Raw genomic sequence first — 17,045 nt, forward strand, 5'->3', positions numbered from 1 at the left:
CGCCGCGTTGCGTTATGGTCACGAGCCCATTGGCGTTGATGACTGGGGTCACAGTCATCGCCTAGGTTCCCGGCATCCCTCAGGAGAGGGTGATGGAGCGGTGCGCGGAGAACTCGCGTCGCCGGGAGCAGGGATAGAGGAGGGACATCACGTGCGTAAGCACTCTGTGAAGTCCGCAGCGATTGTCGGCGCAGCGCTGCTTGTTCTTGCGGCCTGCAGCTCGAACAAGAACGAGGCAGGCGGTAACAACGGGGGCAGCTGCGACACGTCGAAGGGCACTCTGACCATCGGTGTTGTCGCCCCGCTGTCCGGGAACCTGTCCGCTCTCGGTATCGGCATCAAGCAGTCCGCCGATCTCGCGGTGGAAGAGGCCAACAAGAAGTGCACGGTCAAGGGCTACAAGCTGGCCCTGTCCCCGCAGGACGACGAGGCCAACCCCGCCAAGGGTGGCCAGGCCGCCACGAAGCTGTCGACCGACCCGACCGTCATCGGTGTCGTCGGCACGCTGAACTCGTCGGTCGCCCAGACGGTGCAGCCGATCCTGAAGGAGAAGAAGATCCCTCAGGTGTCGCCCGCCAACACGAACCCGACGCTGACCAGGGGCAACGACTTCCTGACCGCTCCGAAGCGCCAGTACGAGAACTACTTCCGCGTCTGCGCCACCGACGACCTGCAGGGCCCGTACGCGGCCAACTACCTCGTCGAGAAGGCCGGCAAGAAGAACATCGCGATCATCACCGACGGCAAGACCTACGGTGAGGGCCTCGCCGCCGAGCTGGCGAAGCAGGTCGCCAAGAAGGGCGGCAAGATCGTCGGCTCCGAGAAGGTCGGCGAGAAGGACACCGACTTCTCCGGCGTCGTCTCCAAGATCAAGGCCCTCTCGCCCGACGCCGTCTACTACGGCGGTGAGTTCCCGGCCGCGGGTCCGCTGTCGAAGCAGATGGCGTCCGCCGGTCTCAACGTTCCGCTGATGGGCGGCGACGGCATCTTCGACCAGAAGTTCATCGACCTGGGCGGCAAGGAAGGCGACCTCGCCACCTCCGTCGGCGCGCCGGTCGAGTCGCTGGCCACGGCCAAGGCCTTCGTCGACGCGTACAAGGCGAAGTACGGCAAGGAGGACTACGCCGCCTACGGTGCGTTCTCCTACGACGCCACGAACGCCCTGATCGGCGCGCTGGCCAAGACCGTCGACGGCGCTGCCTGGGACGAGTCGAAGCGTGACGCGATGCTGACCAACGTCGGCTCGTACAGCGGTTCCGGCGCCACCGGTGAGGTCAAGTTCGACCAGTACGGCGACAGCACCAACAAGGTCCTGACCGTCTACTCGGTGACCTCTGGCAAGTGGAAGGACGTTCAGACCGGCACGTTCACCGGCTGACGACTACCTAATTACTGATTGAAGCCACGGCGGGGGCGGGCGTTGTTTGCTCGCCCCCGCTGTTTACGGAGGTAGTCGTGTCAGTCCTGCTTCAACAGCTGGCCAACGGGCTTGTGCAGGGCGCCCTGATCGCCCTGATCGCCCTGGGGTACACGATGGTGTACGGCATCATCCAGCTGATCAACTTCGCCCACGGCGAGGTTTTCATGGTGTCCTCGTACGGGGGCCTCGCCACGTTCACGCTTCTTCCTGACGACATCAAGAAGACGCCTGCCGTGGCCCTGCCGCTGATGTTCCTGGGCGGCATTCTGGTGGCGATCGTGGTCGCCGTGATCATGGAGCGGTTCGCCTACCGGCCGCTGCGCAACGCGCCCCGGCTGGCACCGCTGATCACGGCGCTCGGCGTCTCCGTGTTCCTGCAGGAGGCCGTCCGCGTGTGGTACCCCAACGCCACCGCGAACCTGCCGTACCCGAAGGTCTTCCCGGAGGGCAACTTCACGCTCGGCCCGATCAGCGTGCAGTGGACCGGTGTGCTGCTCGTCGTGCTGTCGGTCAGCCTTTCGATCATCCTGCAGACCTACATCAACAAGTCCCGGATGGGACGGGCGATGCGCGCCACCGCGCAGGACCCCGACACCGCGAAGCTGATGGGCGTCAACCCCGACCGCGTGATCGTGCTGACGTTCATCATCGGTGCCGCGCTCGCCGGTGTCGCCGGCATCATGTTCGGCGGCTACCTGAACAACATCAACATCGACATGGGGTTCCAGACCGGCATCTTCGCCTTCACGGCGGCCGTGCTGGGCGGCGTCGGCAGCATCCGCGGTGCGGTCATCGGCGCGTTCATCATCGGTCTGATCAAGACCCTGGCCGGCCAGTACATGCCGGGCGGTACCCAGTACGACTACGTGTGGATCTTCGTGGTGCTGATCCTCGTGCTCGTCTTCCGCCCGCAGGGTCTGTTCGGTGAGCCGGAAAGGGTGCGCGCATGAGCGACCGAAAGCCTTCCGCACTCGCACCCCTGGGCAGGCCGTTCGCCGCTCTCGGTGGTGTGCTCGGCATCGTGGCGGCCCTGCTGCCGTGGGTCACGTTCAAGCTCAACGACGGCAACTGGCCGGACAAGTCGACGCTGCAGTTCTTCGACGCTCCGTTCGCCGTCACCGGCTTCCGCTGGCACGCGCTGCTGCTCGGCGTCCTCATCCTCGTCGCCGCGTTCGCGCCGACCCCGTCCAAGGGACGCGTCGTCCGCGCGCTCGGCTGGGGTCTCACCGCCGTGTCGCTCATCAACGGCATCTACATCACGGTCAAGGGTGGTGGCCTCGCCGCCATCACCGCGCTCGACGGCGAGATCGCGTTCGGCAGCATCGTCGGTCTCGTCGGCGGTGTACTGGCGATCCTCGCGGGCTACGGCATCGGCATCGAGCCGGTCGGCGTGTGGAAGTTCAAGGTCTCGACCCCGGTCGCGTACGTGGTGCTGCTGGCGTCGTTCGCGGCTGTGCTCTACGCGGTCGCGGCGCTGCTCACGACCGGCGGTGTCGGTTCCTCGAACCCCTACGCGGGCGCGATCTTCCTGTCGTTCCTCGGGTTCGCCGGCGGTCTGCTCGGCGCGCTGAGCGGTGTCGGGTACGTGCGCTGGATCTCGGCGCTGTCCGAGCAGCACCGCGTGTTCAGCGTGATCGTGCTGCTGGTGTGCGCGCTGGCCCTGCCGTTCACCGACGCGGGCAACGAGTACTGGATGACGGTCGCGGCGAACATCGGCATCTACGCCGCCACCGCCATCGGCCTGAACATCGTCGTCGGTCTCGCGGGTCTGCTCGACCTCGGGTACGTGGCGTTCATGGGCATCGGCGCCCTCGTGGCGGCGAACTTCTCCGGTGCGGCCGCCGCGAACTTCGGCATCACGCTGCCGTTCCCGGTCGCCGCGGTGATCTCGGCGGTAGTCGCCGGCCTCTTCGGCGCGGTGGTCGGTTCGCCGACGCTGCGGGTCCGCGGTGACTACCTGGCGATCGTGACGCTGGCGTTCGGTGAGATCTTCACCCGTTCCGCGCAGAACAACATCGGTGGCCTGACCAACGGCTCCAACGCGATCCCCGGCATCCCGCCGCTGTCGCTGTTCGGCGCGGAGTTCAACAAGTCGTTCTCGCTCGGCGCGGTGAAGCTGCCCGCCGGTGTCCTCTACTACGTCCTGATCGTGCTGCTCGTGGCCGCGGTCATGACGGTGTTCGCGAACCTCAAGTTCAGCCGCATCGGCCGGGCCTGGATCGCGATCCGCGAGGACGAGGACGCCGCCCGCGCGATGGGCATCCGCACCGGCAAGATGAAGATCCTCGCGTTCCTCATCGGCGCCATGCTCGCGGGTCTCGCGGGTGCGGTGTTCGCGCACAAGAACGGCACCGTGTCCTACGAGTCGTTCAAGTTCCTCGAGTCGGTCACGCTCCTCGCGGCCGTCATCCTCGGCGGCATGGGCTCCATCCCGGGTGCCGTGCTCGGTGCGGCGCTGCTGTTCGTGCTGCCCGAGAAGCTGCGCGACTTCGAGGACTACCGCCTCATGATCTTCGGCCTCGCGCTGATCCTGATCATGCGGTTCCGGCCGGTCGGCCTGATCCCCGATGCGCACAGGCGCGCTGAGATGATCGAGCGCGCCGATGAGAACGCCGAAGAGGCGCACGTGGAGGCGAAGAAGGCATGAGCACGCCGGTTTTGGAAGCGCGTGACGTCTCGATGGTCTTCGGTGGCCTCAAGGCGTTGAAGGGCGTTTCGCTGACGCTCGACGAAGGCAAGATCGTCGGCCTGATCGGCCCGAACGGCGCGGGGAAGACCACGTTCTTCAACTGCCTGACGGGTCTGTACACGCCGACGACCGGCCAGGTGCTGCTCAAGGGCAACGTCCTGCCGGGCGACCCGGCGCAGGTGACGGACGCGGGCGTCGCCCGCACGTTCCAGAACATCCGCCTGTTCCCCAGCATGACCGTGCTGGAGAACGTCATGGTGGGCCGCCACGTCCGGATGAAGCAGGGCCCGCTGGCCTCGCTGTTCCACGGCCCCGCCTACCAGCGGGGTGAGAAGGCGGCGCGCGAGCGGTCGCGGGAGCTGCTGTCGTTCGTCGGTCTGAACAACCTCGACGACGAGCTCTCGCGCAACCTCCCGTACGGCGACCAGCGCCGTCTGGAGATCGCGCGCGCGTTGGCGACGGATCCGGCGGTGCTGCTGCTGGACGAGCCCACGGCGGGTATGAACCCGCAGGAGACGGAAGCTACGCAGCAGCTGATCTTCCGCATCCGCGAGACGGGTGTGTCCGTCGTCGTCATCGAGCACGACATCAAGTTCATCTTCGGGCTGTGCGACTCGGTTTCCGTTCTCGTGCAGGGCGAGCTGCTCGTCGAAGGCAGCCCCGAGGTCGTGCGGGCGGACCCGCGGGTCGTCGAGGCCTACCTCGGCAAGCCGCCGGAGGAAGTCCAGCACGAGGTCGAGGCCGCCGCTGCTTCTGCTGAGGAGGAGCAGGCATGACCGCGCTGCTCGAAGTTCGCAACCTCTCGGTCTCCTACGGTGCGATCGAGGCCGTCCGCGACATCTCGTTCACCGTCGAGGCCGGCCAGATCGTGTCGCTGATCGGCTCGAACGGTGCGGGCAAGACCACCACCCTGCGCACCATCTCGGGTCTGCTGCGTCCGACGTCCGGCGAGATCCTGTTCCAGGGCAAGCCGATCCACAACGACCCGGCGCACGCCATCCTCGGTGAGGGCATCGCCCACTGCCCCGAGGGCAGGCGGCTCTTCCCGCGGATGACCGTGGAGGAGAACCTCCAGCTCGGCGCGTACGTCCGCAAGGACGACGGGGTCACGGCCGACATGCAGCGCGTGTACGACCTCTTCCCCGTGCTGGGGGAGCGGCGGCACAACAAGGCCGGGCTCTTCTCCGGTGGTGAGCAGCAGATGCTCGCCATCGGCCGCGCGATGATGTCCAAGCCCCGCCTGCTGATGCTCGACGAGCCCTCGATGGGTCTCTCGCCGATCATGACGCAGCGGATCTTCGACACCATCAAGGAGCTGCAGTCGCTGGGCACCACCATTCTCCTGGTGGAGCAGAACGCGCTGGCGGCGCTCGCGTTGTCCGACCACGGCTACGTGATCGACCTCGGCCGCACCACTTTGGACGGTCCGGGGCACGCGCTGCTCGCCGACCAGCGGGTGCGGGACGCGTACCTGGGCGAGGCGCACTAGCCTCCCGCTAGACCGATGAAGGGCTCCTTCCTCCACCTGGCGCGGAGGAAGGAGCCCTTCATCGTTTCAGGCTCCGGGAGCCTTGGGGCGCAGGAGGCACGTGAGGCGGGCGGTGCAGGTGCGCTTGCCGTCCTCGTCGGTCACGACGATCTCGTACGTCGTGGTGCTGCGGCCCAGGTGGATCGGGCGGGCCACGCCGGTGACGAGGCCCTCGCGCGCGGCGCGGTGGTGGGTGCAGGAGAGTTCGAGTCCTACCGCGATGGAGCCGTACTGCGCCCCGTGCAGCGCGGAGCCGAGGGAGCCCAGCTGTTCGGCGAGCACCGCGTTCGCGCCGCCGTGCAGCAGCCCGAACGGCTGGCGGTTGCCCTTGACCGGCATCGTCCCGATCATCTCGTTGACATCCCATTGGGTGATTTCGATGCCCATGCGGACGTGCAACTGCTCGTCGGCGAACTCCACTGGCAGGTCGGGGATCACACAGGCTCCAAGGGCTCAAGCGAAACTGTCAGACCCCCACCCTAGACTCGGGCTCGTGACTCACTCAGACGTGAAGCGGCTCCTGCTCATCGACGGTCACTCGATGGCCTACCGAGCGTTCTACGCCCTGCCCGCCGAGAACTTCGTGACGAAGACGGGCCAGGTCACGAACGCCGTGTACGGGTTCACGTCCATGTTGATCAACATCCTCCGGGACGAGAAGCCGACGCACGTGGCGGTGGCGTTCGACGTCTCGCGCAAGACGTTCCGCTCCGAGCAGTACCCCGAGTACAAGGCCGGTCGCTCCAAGACGCCGGACGAGTTCCGCAGCCAGGTCTCCCTGATCCAGGACGTGCTGGCCACGCTCCGGATCCCCACGATGGAGAAGGAGAACTACGAGGCGGACGACATCATCGCCACCCTGACCACGCAGGCGGTTGCCCAGGGCTTCCAGGTGCAGATCGTCACCGGCGACCGCGACGCGTTCCAGCTGGTCAACGACCAGGTCACGGTGTTGTACCCGGTCAAGGGCGTCTCGGAGATGGGCCGCTTCAACCCCGCGTACGTCGAGGAGAAGCACGGCGTGCGGCCCGACCAGTACGCGGACTACGCGGCGGTGCGCGGCGACTCGTCGGACAACCTGCCGAACACGCCGGGCGTCGGCCCGAAGACGATCATCAAGCTGCTCAACCAGTTCGGCGGGCTGAACGAGCTGGTCGACCGCATCGACGAGGTGCCGGGCAAGGTCGGCGAGGCGCTGCGCGGCAACCTGGCCAACATCATCATGAACCGCCAGCTCACCGAGCTCATCAAGGACGTCGAGCTGCCGTACACGATCGACGGTCTCGAAGCGCAGCCGTGGGACCGCGACGCCGTGCACCGGCTGTTCGACGAGCTGGAGTTCCGGGTGCTGCGCGACCGGCTGTTCCAGACGCTCAGCACCGCGGAGCCCGAGGCCGAGGAGGGCTTCGAGGTGTCCGGCGGCGCGATCCCCGCGGGCACGCTCGGCAAGTGGCTCGACGCGAACGCGCGCAAGACGCGGGTCGGCGTGGCGTTGCGCATCGGCAAGGAGCTGGAGGGCGTGGCGTTGTGCACGGCCACCGGTGAGGGTGGCTACGTCGACGTCGCGGAGCTGACCCAGGCCGACGAGAACGCGCTGGCCGCGTGGCTGGCCGACGAGAGCGTGGCGAAGGCGGGCCACGACCTGAAGCTGCCGTTGCGGCAGGTGCGCGCCCGCGGGTGGAAGCTGCGCGGCCTCACCTCGGACACGGCGCTGGCCGCGTACCTGGTGCGTCCCGGCCAGCGGTCGTTCGCCCTCGACGACCTGGCGCTGCGCTACCTCAAGCGGGAGCTGCGCGCCGAGGAGTCGGGTGACGGCCAGCTGTCGCTGCTGACCGACGAGTCCGAGGAGGCGCAGAAGGTCGCGACCGGCGCGATCCTGCGCGCACGTGCCGTGGCGGAGCTCGCCGACCGCCTCGACTCCGAGCTCGTCACCATCGGCGGCGCGGACCTGCTGGCCAACCTCGAGCTGCCGCTGATGAACGTCCTCGACGAGGTGGAGGCCGTCGGCATCGCGATCGACGTCGAGCACCTGTCCGAACTGGAGGCGCACTTCGCGGCGGGCGTGAAGCAGGCGGCGCAGGACGCGTACTCGGTGATCGGCAAGGAGATCAACCTCGGCAGCCCGAAGCAGCTGCAGACGGTCCTCTTCGACGAGCTGAAGATGCCGAAGACGAAGAAGACCAAGACCGGCTACACCACCGACGCCGACGCGCTGCAGAACCTGTTCGAGCAGACCGAGCACCCGTTCCTGCAGCACCTGCTCGCGCACCGCGACGTCACGCGCCTGAAGTCCACTGTGGACGGCCTGCTCAAGTCCGTTGCCGACGACGGCCGCATCCACACGACGTTCCACCAGACCATCGCCGCCACCGGCCGGTTGTCCTCGACGGACCCGAACCTGCAGAACATCCCGATCCGCACCGACGAGGGCCGCCGCATCCGCCAGGCCTTCGTCGTCGGCGACGGCTACGCGGAGCTGATGACCGCGGACTACAGCCAGATCGAGATGCGCATCATGGCCACGCTGTCCGGCGACGAGGGCCTGATCGCGGCCTTCAACAGCGGCGAGGACCTGCACACCTACGTGGCGTCGCAGGCGTTCTCGATCCCCACCTCCGAGGTGACGGGCGAGATGCGCCGCCGCATCAAGGCCATGTCCTACGGCCTCGCCTACGGCCTGTCGGTCTTCGGTCTGTCGCAGCAGCTGCGCATCCCGACCGAAGAGGCCCGCGAGCAGATGGAGGCCTACTTCTCCCGCTTCGGCGGCGTCCGCGACTACCTCAACGAGATCGTCGAGAAGGCCCGCAAGGACGGCTACACCGAAACCGTCCTGGGCCGCCGCCGCTACCTGCCGGACCTGACGTCGGACAACCGCCAGCGCCGCGAGATGGCCGAACGCATGGCCCTCAACGCCCCGATCCAGGGCAGCGCGGCCGACATCATCAAGGTCGCCATGCTGGGCGTCTACCGCGCGCTGGAGTCCTCGGGCCTGCGCTCCCGCATGCTGCTGCAGGTGCACGACGAACTGGTGCTGGAGATCGCGGACGGCGAGCGCGAGGCCGTGGAGGCCCTGGTCCGCGACCAGATGGGCAACGCCTACCCGCTGCGGGTGCCGCTGGAGGTCTCGGTGGGCGTGGGCCGCTCCTGGGACGACGCGGCGCACTGACCGGGCCGAGCCGGTCCCGTCCGAACTGGACGGGACCGGCTGCCGCCAGGTCGGAGTTGCCGGGTTGCAGGTACCGGGGGCGCGTTCGGCGGTCGTGCCGGGCGGGCCTTCGGTTTCGGTGGCTTTGCGCGTGATCGGTCAGCAGGCGCTCGGCTTCGGTGACGTCACTGCATCACCGCTTTGCCACGTGACCGGCCAGCAGGCCCTCGCACGTCCGCACCAGCACGCGGCAGGCGTCGGCCGACTTGCGGCCCAGCATCGGGTTCTCCGCGTGCGCCTGCCACCGCCGCAAAGCCGCGAACGCGCTCTGCCGCACCTCGCCCGCCGCCGCGTCCGGAGGCAGGCCGAGCCGCACGGCCGCGGCGATTCCGGAATCGCCCAGCAGGCGTTCCGCCTCGGCCACCATCGGCGTGGGCAGGGACACGACGCCGGATCGCAGGGCCGACAGCAGGCGCAGTTCGGTGAACTCGTGGGTGGCCGCGAAGATCCGTTCCACCTCGCCGGCCAGGCGGCCGCCGCCGGAGGCGCGCACGACCCGGTCCAGCGCGAGCAGCGCGGACCGTGCCTTCAGCAGGTCGCGGCGCTCGCTGAACTGGACCTGCAGCACCCGCTGCAGGTCCCGCAGTCCGCTGCGTGCCACCAGTTCGTCCGCCAGCGCCGCCTGCGATCGAACGCCCTGGCGGATCAGCGTCACGGACAACCGGATGCCGAAGACGCCGAACCGGCGCAACAGAGCGGCTCTCTGCGCGGAACCCGAGGCGAAGCGGTCCGCGGAGAGCAGCGCTGACTCCAGCGACTCGCGCGGTTCGGCGGCCAGTGCGGACAGGGCCACGAACTCGGCCTGGGTGAGCGTCCGTCCTGCCACGGCGACCAGGCCGGCCACGGCGACCACGTTCTGCGCCAGGCCGTGCAGTTCCGGGGCGGCGCGGTAGCGGGCCGCGATGGAGCGGGCGGAGATCATGGCGTCGACGCGGCCGCCGGCGATCTCGTCGGCCCGGGAGATCACGGCGACGGTGTTGACGGCGGCCGCGCGGGCGACGCCCTGGTCGCGGAACGACTCCAGGAACGACGCGTCGGCCGAGTGCAGGTGCTTCATCAGGTACACGACGGCGTCGGCCTCGGTCGGCGTCTCGTCGTCCGGGGTCAGGAACCGCACCGCCCGCGCCGAGTTCTGGGTCGTCAGGGAGGCGATGCCCGGCGTGTCGATCAGCGTGGTGTGCCGCAGGCTCTGCGACGGCCAGTCCACGACCAGGCGGGAGACGGCGGCTGTGCCGAGGTTCATCGACAGGGCTCCGTCGCGGCGCACCACCGGGAGCGACACCGGGCTGCCGGCCACGGGGTGCAGCACGACACGTGGTGAACGGCCGTCCTGGTACCAGGTGACGACCCGCGTGCACTCGCCCGCGTCGGTGGGTGCCAGCGAGTCGCCGACCAGGGCGTTCAGCAGGGTGGACTTCCCCGCCTTCACCCGGCCGGCGATCGCGACGCGCAGGGGTGCGTCCAGGCGGTCCAGCTGGCCGCGCAGGAACGCCGCGGCGCGCGGCTGGTCGCGACAGGCGTCGACGGCGAGGGACAGCACGCGGCGGACCTCGTCGGTGATCATGGCGTCACCTCCGCACGGACCTTCTCCAGCGCCGCGAGCTCCGCGGCGATCTCCTTCAACCGGGCCGAGCGGTCCTCCGACGAGGCCTTCACCGACTTCTGGGCCGAGAGGATCGACTCCTGCAGTGAGCGCTTGAGCTGGTCGGCCAGCGCGGTGAAGTGGTCGCGCAGGTCGCGTTGCAGCACGCGGAGCACGTCGCGGGACTCCTTGCCCGCGTGGAACGTCACGTCGTCGATGTAGCGGCGCAGGGCGGCCTTCGCGTCGTTCTGGCGGCGCTGGACGATGCGCTTGCGTTCGTCGCCGATGGTCTTGCCGCCCAGCAGCACCGCCGCGCCGATCGACAGCGGGTTGATGAGCGACAGCCCGATCGCGGAGCCGATCATCCCGAACATGAGCATGCCCGAGTAGCCGCCGCGCAGACCGCTCAGGAAACGCCCGCCCACACCGAACTTCTCGTCCGGACGGATCTCCATCGCGCGCACCGAGCGCAGCGGGTCGCCGGACGGCGTCTGCAACGACGGCAGCGTCTGCTCGCGGTCGGAGTCGAAGTGCTCGGCCACGCGGCGGGCGAGCCACCGGGCCCGCTGGGTCGCCCACACCGAGTTCGCGGAGACGGCCGACGCGGCGGTGTCCTGAACCCATTTCGCGAACTGGTCCCAGATCTTCGTCGGGTCACCGTCCATGATGGACTCCTCGGCCTCGCGGACGATCTCGCGCATGCGGTCGCGCAGGTCGTAGTCCACGTCGGCGTTGAGGTCCGCCACGCCGTCGGACAGCGTTTGCTGCCAACGCGCTGAGCGTTCCTTCAGGCCTGCCGCGCGTTGCTCGGCCGCGGACAGCCTGTCGATCAACGCCTGCGCGGACGCGGGATCGGACTGGGCGGAGGCCTCGGCGCGCAGGGAGGAGGTGATCTGGTCGATGACGGCGTGCACGTCGTGCGCGGTCGAGCGGCGGGCCAGCGACTCGGCCTCGCCCAGCACCTTCTTGCGGAGATAGGTGACCAGGGGCGGGTAACCGGACTCGCGGTTGACGTCCTGGTCGCCCGTCTGCAGCGCGTGCCAGCGCAGGGTCGACGACACCGTGAAGAACGGCGGCGTCAGGCCGATCTCTTCCAGGTGGGCCTGGTTCTGCGAGGTCACGAAACGCCAGTCCGGGTAGAGGTCGGTCTTCGTCACGACGCACGCCACGTTCGGGCACACGGATACGGCGTTGCGCAGGAACTCCAGCTCCGGGGCCGTGTACTCCTGGGACGCGTCGGACACCAGCAGCACCGCGTCGGCCGTCGGCAGCGCGGACGTCGTGGCCGCGCCGTGGACCGAGCCGAGCCCGCCGACACCGGGAGTGTCGACGAGCTCCAGCCCCTCACCGAGGATCGGGCGCGGGATGCCCACCTCGATGTGGTCCAGGCGTTCGGCGTTGCCGGGGTTGCCGGCCTCGGACGCGTGCGCCGGCAGCTGGTCCACCGGCACCTCGATGCGCGAGTCACCGCGCACCAAGGTGACGACGGGCTGGTCGGCGTACCGGACGACGGTCGGGACCGACGTCGCGATGTCGTCGAACACCGGGCACACCGGTGCCCCGAGCAGGCTGTTGACCAGCATGCTCTTGCCCTGCTTGAACTCGCCGACGACCAGCAGCCGGACGCGGTCGTCCCGCAGTCGTGCCCTTGCCTGCCGCAGCCGTGCTTCCAGGTCAGGCCGGTCGTAGCGCGCGATGGCGGCGAGCGCGCGGTCGACGGCCTCGATCGGTGTGGTCGTCATGGTGAGCTCACGCAATCACTGGGTCGTGGTCGAGGTGTGGTTCGGCGACGTGGTCCGGTTCCAGGTCCACCGGGTGCGGCTCCGGCTCGGGCAGCAGCACCGGGTCGTCCAGCACGATCTCGTGGTGGTCCTCCACGGGTTCCGGCTCGACCGGCGGGTCCTCGTGCGCAACGGGTTCGGGTGCGGCCGGTTCGTGCCGGTGGACCGGATCGTTGAAGGAGTCCTTCACCTGCACGACGTTCGTGTCGTTGTCCTGCACGGCGACGGAGTGGACGTCGGTGTCGTCGTCGGAGTTGAACGAGTCGTCGATGATCGTGACGTCCCGGTCGTCGATGCTGATGTGCTGCTCGATGTTCGTCACCGGCTTCTCCACCACGTACTCGTGCGTGGTGTGGTGGATCTCCCGGACCGGGTCGTCGTGCGAGGACGATCTCTCCGCACCGCGGGCGCGCAGCCCGCCGGAGTCGGCCATGATCAGCCGCGCGTCCCGGACGTCCTGTCCGGTGACGCCGTTCAGACCCGCCTTCTTCAGCTCGGCGTGCGGGTCGGCGTCGAACGCCTTCTTCGCGTCGTCGTCCCTGAGCAGGTGCATCAGGAAGTCGATCAGAGAGGACAGCATGTCCGGCTCCTAACGTGGGACGGACCGGCCCCGCCCACCCCTCGCGGACGGGGCCGGCCCGGGATCAGAAAGCGGTCAGGTCCAGGTCGTCGACGATGTTGTCGATCTGGGTGTCGAGGTCGAAGTCGTTCGCCTGGTCCGACACGGCGGTCAGGTCGGTGTCCTGGTCGGAGACCTGGTCGACGTGCTGGTCCAGGTCCTGGTCGGCGTCCACGTCGACGTCGGACTGCGCCGCGCCGCCGTTGCCACCGGACGCGTCCGCGTCGCCACCGTCACCGGTCACGCCGCCGTTGCCGCCGAAGCCGAACCCGTTGCCACCCGACGTGGAACCGAAGTTGACGTTGACCAGGCCGTCCTGGTCGATGTCGCCACCGGCGCCGCCGATGCCGAGGCCGTTGCCCCCGTCGGCACTGCCGCTGTCGCCGCCGACGGCAGTCCCGCCGTCGCCGCCGTCGCCGCCCACGGTGTTCGTGACCGTGGTGGTGTCCTGGGCCTGCTCGGCCGCCTGCTCCGCGGACTGCGGGTTGACCTGGGCCGTCTGCAGCTGCTGCTCGGCGGCGTTGGTGCCGTCCAGGTCCAGGTCGGCGGTCAGGTCGGCGAGGAACGCGTTGAGGTCGATGGGCTTGCTCATGTCCTGCTCCTTGGTGTCGGTCGCCGGCGGCGGTTCCGACCGGCTGACACCAACGAAGTTAGGTTTCCGCGAGGCCGCTGCCATCGGGACCGAACCCGGTTCGCCGTCGTCGCGAACACAGGGAGCGATGCCGCCAATAGGGGATTGGCCCCTGTTTCGTCAACCGCGGTGAACCAGCCAACTGAGACGCACGTGTAGGTACGTCCGCCGCGAGCTGCCCAAGGGGAGAGTCCGATGTCGTACCAGGTTGGGCTGGATCTGGGATCGACCTTCACATGCGTGTCGACCTGGAGACGGGAACAGGCCGCGAGGCCTGAAGTGCTTGTGCCGTCCGTGGTTTTCCAATGTCCTGATGGGACGTTCCTCGTGGGAGAGGACGCCGAACTGCGCGCGCCGACCGATCCCGGTCGCGTTGCGCGGCAGTTCAAGAGCCGCATCGGCGATCCCACTCCGTTGCGGGTCGGTGACGCCGCGTTGACCGCGGAGGTGGTCACCGCGCGGTTTCTGGTGCGGTTGCTCGGTTCCCTGCCCGGCGGGAAGCCGGCGCGGGTGGCCGTGACCTACCCGGCGGGGTGGGGCCACTACCGGCTGGAGTCGTTGCGGTCGGCCCTGGCCGCGACCGGTCTGGCCGACGTGCTGTTCGTGCCGGAACCGCAGGCCGCGGTCCGCGCGCACGACGCCCGCGCGCGCCTGGAGGACGGCGCGGCCGTCGCCGTTTATGACCTTGGTGGCAAGACTTTCGGCGCGGCCGTGGTGCGCAAACTCGCCGCCGACCGGTTCGTGCTGGCCGGGCCGCCGGAGGAGCTGGAGATCGGCGGGCTCGACTTCGACGAGGTCGTGTTCGGGCACGTCGTCGAGGCGCTGCGGCCGGATTGGGACGCCCTGGACTCGACGGATCCCGCGGTGCTGAGGGCGGTCGCCGAGCTGCGGCGCGCCTGCACCGCGGCCAAGGAGCGGCTGTCCGCCGACACCGAGGTGCTGGTTCCCGTTGCGGTGCCAGGGATCGCGACGCGCGAGGTGCGGCTGGGACGGCCCGAGTTCGAGTCGATGATCCGGCCCGCGGTCGAGGAGACCGTGGCCACGCTCGACCGTGTGCTGCGGGCAGCCGGAACGCCACCGCGTGAGCTCGCCGCGGTGCTCCTGGTCGGTGGCTCGTCGCGGATTCCCCTGGTGACGCAGGAGGTCTCCGCGCAGCTCGGCCGGGCCGTGTCGCCGGCGCCGGACGGCCTGGCCGCCATCGGTGCCGCACTGGAGGCACGCGGTCTCGAATCGGAACCCGCCGCCGTCGCCACCGCGACGTGGACCCGGCGGCCACTGCCGGAAGCACCGAAGTCGTTGCGGCGCAAGCGGAAGAGGCTGGCACCGTTCGTGACGGCCGCTGTGCTCGCCGTGGCCGTCTCCAGTGCGTTGCTCACGAACAACGTGCTGACCAACAAGGCCGGCGCGAAGACGACGACCATCACCACGACGGTTCCGACCACGACGACGCAGACGACTGAGCAGCCCGCGGTCGTCGACTACGTGCCGAACCAGCAGCAGGCCCCGGCCGCGGTGCCGCGCCCGACGACGACGCAGCCGCCGAAACCCAAGCCCACCACCACCACCACGCGTCCGTCGACGACCGTCACCACGACGAAGACCACTGCGCCGCCGACTTCGACGACCACGGTCACGACCACGAGCGGCACGACGAAAGCCGGTGCCCCGTGACCAGACCTGAGAGACCTCCCCTGCCACGTTTCCGGCCCGTCGAACGGGTCAGACCGCGGGTGGTGAGAACCGCCGTGTGGTTGTGGATCACCGTCGCCGTGGTCCAGCTGACCAGTTCGGTGCTGGCGCTGACCGAGGCACGGGAGCTCGTGGCCGACCTGACCGCCCAGGTGGCGCAGGGGTTTCCGGCCGAAGCCGCGGTCACGCGGGAACGGGTGGCCGTCGCCGTGCTGGCGCTGCTGATCGGTGCCGGGGTGCTGCTGGCGTTGCTGGAGCTGGGATGTGCGATCGCGCTGCACCGGGGGCAGCGGTGGGCGCGAGTCGTGTTGGTGCTGCTGGCCGGTGCCGTGGTGGTGCACGCGGTGATCGCGGTCGGGGGACTGCGGTCGGTGTTCCTCGTGGGCCTGGTGGTGGCGGGCGCGATCGCCGTGGTCGCGGTGGTCGTCTCGTTCCTGCCGGCGGCACGGGTGTGGTTCGGAGGGGGAGAGCAGCGATGAGGGCACCTGAGGTCGACCAGGCGTGGAGAGCGGGGGACGCGGCCGCGGCGATCGAGGCCGCGGACCGGATCCTCGCCGCGGGGGCGGACGAGCACTGCCTCGCCGCGGGGGTGGCCGCCGCGGCCGCCGCGGCGGACGGTTCGCTGCTCGACGCGGCGGCTCGGTGGCGGGTGATCGCGACCGTGCTGACCGGCGCACCCGCCGTCGCCGCGCAGGGACGGGCGGCGCTGGCGGCCTGCCTCGGCGGTGACGTCGAGGCCGCCGATCGGGACCTGGCCGGGGCGCGCGAGCGGTTGTCGGGTGCGGCACCGCGCGGGCTGACCGTGTTCCTCGACGGTGTGGACGCCGCGATCGAGGCGGTGCGGGGCGGGTTCGGGCGCGCGGCACGGAGGCTGGCCGGGCTGGCGGTCGCCACGGTGCCGGTCGACGGGCTGGCGGCCGAGCAGTGGGACGACCTGGCCGTGACCGTGCTGATCGCCGGGGGTGACGACCGGACCGCCCGGGAAGTCCTGGCGGCGCACGAGGATCGTCCACCGACCGCGCGGCGACGGCTGCTCGCCGCCTGGCTGCACCTGCGGGCGGGACGGCTCGCCGAGGCACGGGCCGCGATCGCCTCCGCCGGTGACGCGCCGGTGCTGCGCCGGGACGCGGTGCTCGCGGCGGCCGTGACGATCGGTCTCGCGCGGCGTGCCGGTGACGCGGAGGCGTTGCGGGCGACCTGGCGTCGCGTCGCGCCGGTGGTGGCCGGTGCGGATGTCGAGGTGCTGCTGCTCGACGCGTGGGGTGAGCTTTCCGTTGGTGCGGCGGCGGTGTCGCGGTTCGAGGGCGAGACCGTGGTCGAGGCGATGACCTGTGCCATCGCCCAGGCCGGCGTGCCGCAGTGGGCGTTGCGGGTCAACCACTGGTGGAAGCTGCATCGCGCCGTTGCCGCCGGAGACGCCGAGGCGGCTGCGCAGGCCGCTGCGGCGTTGCAGGGCACGGAACGAGGGCCGGCCGCGCGCGCGTGGGCCTCCGTGGTGTGTGGCGCCGTGGACGGACGTGAGGTTGCGGCGGTGGCGGCGGGGTTGGACGACGCGTGGGAGGCCATGGCGTTGTGCGGTGCCGCTGCGGCGAAGCTGAGTGATCCGGCCGAGGCGCGGGAGCTGCTGAGCACCGGGCGGGCGTTGCGGGCGAGGTTCGCCACCGAGGAACCCGCTGACGGGCTGTCCAAGCGCGAGCGGTCCGTGGGCGAGTTGCTGCTGGACGGCTTGACGCAGAAGGAGATCGGGGCACGGTTGTACATCTCGCCGAAGACCGTGGAGCAACACGTGGCGCGGATCCGGCAGAAGCTCGCGGTGTCGAGCCGGGCCGAGCTGATCGCGGAGCTGCGGTCGCGCCTCGCCGGTTGATCCCCCCACTGAAACTTATAACCGACCGGGGGAC

At 69.7% G+C, this 17,045-nt stretch carries 14 protein-coding genes; 9 read left to right on the forward strand and 5 right to left on the reverse strand.

The annotated features are described in order from the left end of the window. Positions 1-151 precede the first annotated feature (151 nt). The 5 genes from ACWEIJ_RS18920 (at position 152) to ACWEIJ_RS18940 (ending at position 5,598) form a co-directional block, all read left to right on the forward strand. Positions 152-1,378 (forward strand): branched-chain amino acid ABC transporter substrate-binding protein, encoded by a 1,227-nt coding sequence (locus tag ACWEIJ_RS18920; protein WP_449838457.1) that lies wholly within the window; start codon positions 152-154, stop codon positions 1,376-1,378. Positions 1,379-1,455: 77 nt separating this feature from the next. Further along, positions 1,456-2,370 (forward strand): branched-chain amino acid ABC transporter permease, encoded by a 915-nt coding sequence (locus ACWEIJ_RS18925; RefSeq protein ID WP_449838458.1) that lies wholly within the window; start codon positions 1,456-1,458, stop codon positions 2,368-2,370. Further along, a complete protein-coding gene (locus ACWEIJ_RS18930) occupies positions 2,367-4,067 on the forward strand; it encodes a branched-chain amino acid ABC transporter permease (protein WP_449838459.1) in 1,701 nt (566 codons plus the stop codon). The genes ACWEIJ_RS18925 and ACWEIJ_RS18930 overlap by 4 nt, the downstream gene beginning before the upstream one ends. Then, complete coding sequence (locus ACWEIJ_RS18935; protein ID WP_449838460.1) at positions 4,064-4,885, forward strand: ABC transporter ATP-binding protein; 822 nt, start codon at positions 4,064-4,066, stop codon at positions 4,883-4,885. The genes ACWEIJ_RS18930 and ACWEIJ_RS18935 overlap by 4 nt, the downstream gene beginning before the upstream one ends. After that, a complete protein-coding gene (locus ACWEIJ_RS18940) occupies positions 4,882-5,598 on the forward strand; it encodes an ABC transporter ATP-binding protein (RefSeq protein WP_449838461.1) in 717 nt (238 codons plus the stop codon). The genes ACWEIJ_RS18935 and ACWEIJ_RS18940 overlap by 4 nt, the downstream gene beginning before the upstream one ends. A 66-nt stretch (positions 5,599-5,664) precedes the next feature. Here the strand turns inward: ACWEIJ_RS18940 and ACWEIJ_RS18945 are convergent, their stop codons facing one another. Further along, complete coding sequence (locus ACWEIJ_RS18945) at positions 5,665-6,024, reverse strand: hotdog fold thioesterase (protein ID WP_449838626.1); 360 nt, start codon at positions 6,022-6,024, stop codon at positions 5,665-5,667. Between the two features lie 154 nt (positions 6,025-6,178). On the opposite strand from ACWEIJ_RS18945, the gene polA reads away from it, so the two are divergent. After that, complete coding sequence (gene polA / locus ACWEIJ_RS18950; protein WP_449838627.1) at positions 6,179-8,803, forward strand: DNA polymerase I; 2,625 nt, start codon at positions 6,179-6,181, stop codon at positions 8,801-8,803. A 172-nt stretch (positions 8,804-8,975) separates the two neighbouring features. On the opposite strand, the gene ACWEIJ_RS18955 is transcribed toward polA, so the two are convergent. The 4 genes from ACWEIJ_RS18955 to ACWEIJ_RS18970 form a co-directional block, all read right to left on the reverse strand. Continuing rightward, positions 8,976-10,406, reverse strand: coding sequence for a dynamin family protein (locus tag ACWEIJ_RS18955; RefSeq protein WP_449838462.1), 1,431 nt, complete (start codon positions 10,404-10,406; stop codon positions 8,976-8,978). Beyond that, entirely contained in the window at positions 10,403-12,166 is a 1,764-nt protein-coding gene (locus tag ACWEIJ_RS18960) for a dynamin family protein (protein ID WP_449838463.1), read from the reverse strand. The genes ACWEIJ_RS18955 and ACWEIJ_RS18960 overlap by 4 nt, the downstream gene beginning before the upstream one ends. 7 nt (positions 12,167-12,173) lie before the next feature. Beyond that, complete coding sequence (locus ACWEIJ_RS18965) at positions 12,174-12,785, reverse strand: IniB N-terminal domain-containing protein (protein WP_449838464.1); 612 nt, start codon at positions 12,783-12,785, stop codon at positions 12,174-12,176. 64 nt (positions 12,786-12,849) lie between these two features. Further along, the gene (locus ACWEIJ_RS18970) at positions 12,850-13,416 is read right to left on the reverse strand and encodes a hypothetical protein (protein ID WP_449838465.1); all 567 of its coding nucleotides are present in this window, start codon (positions 13,414-13,416) and stop codon (positions 12,850-12,852) included. 366 nt (positions 13,417-13,782) lie between these two features. Here ACWEIJ_RS18970 and ACWEIJ_RS18975 point away from each other — a divergent pair, with 366 nt between their 5' ends. The 3 genes from ACWEIJ_RS18975 (at position 13,783) to ACWEIJ_RS18985 (ending at position 17,011) form a co-directional block, all read left to right on the forward strand. Further along, complete coding sequence (locus ACWEIJ_RS18975) at positions 13,783-15,126, forward strand: Hsp70 family protein (protein WP_449838466.1); 1,344 nt, start codon at positions 13,783-13,785, stop codon at positions 15,124-15,126. A gap of 62 nt (positions 15,127-15,188) precedes the next feature. Beyond that, the gene (locus ACWEIJ_RS18980; RefSeq protein WP_449838467.1) at positions 15,189-15,623 is read left to right on the forward strand and encodes a hypothetical protein; all 435 of its coding nucleotides are present in this window, start codon (positions 15,189-15,191) and stop codon (positions 15,621-15,623) included. After that, positions 15,620-17,011, forward strand: coding sequence for a helix-turn-helix domain-containing protein (locus tag ACWEIJ_RS18985; protein ID WP_449838468.1), 1,392 nt, complete (start codon positions 15,620-15,622; stop codon positions 17,009-17,011). Before ACWEIJ_RS18980 ends, ACWEIJ_RS18985 begins: the two co-directional genes overlap by 4 nt. Positions 17,012-17,045 lie beyond the last annotated feature (34 nt).

The sequence above is a fragment of the Lentzea sp. NPDC004789 genome (genome assembly GCF_053601075.1).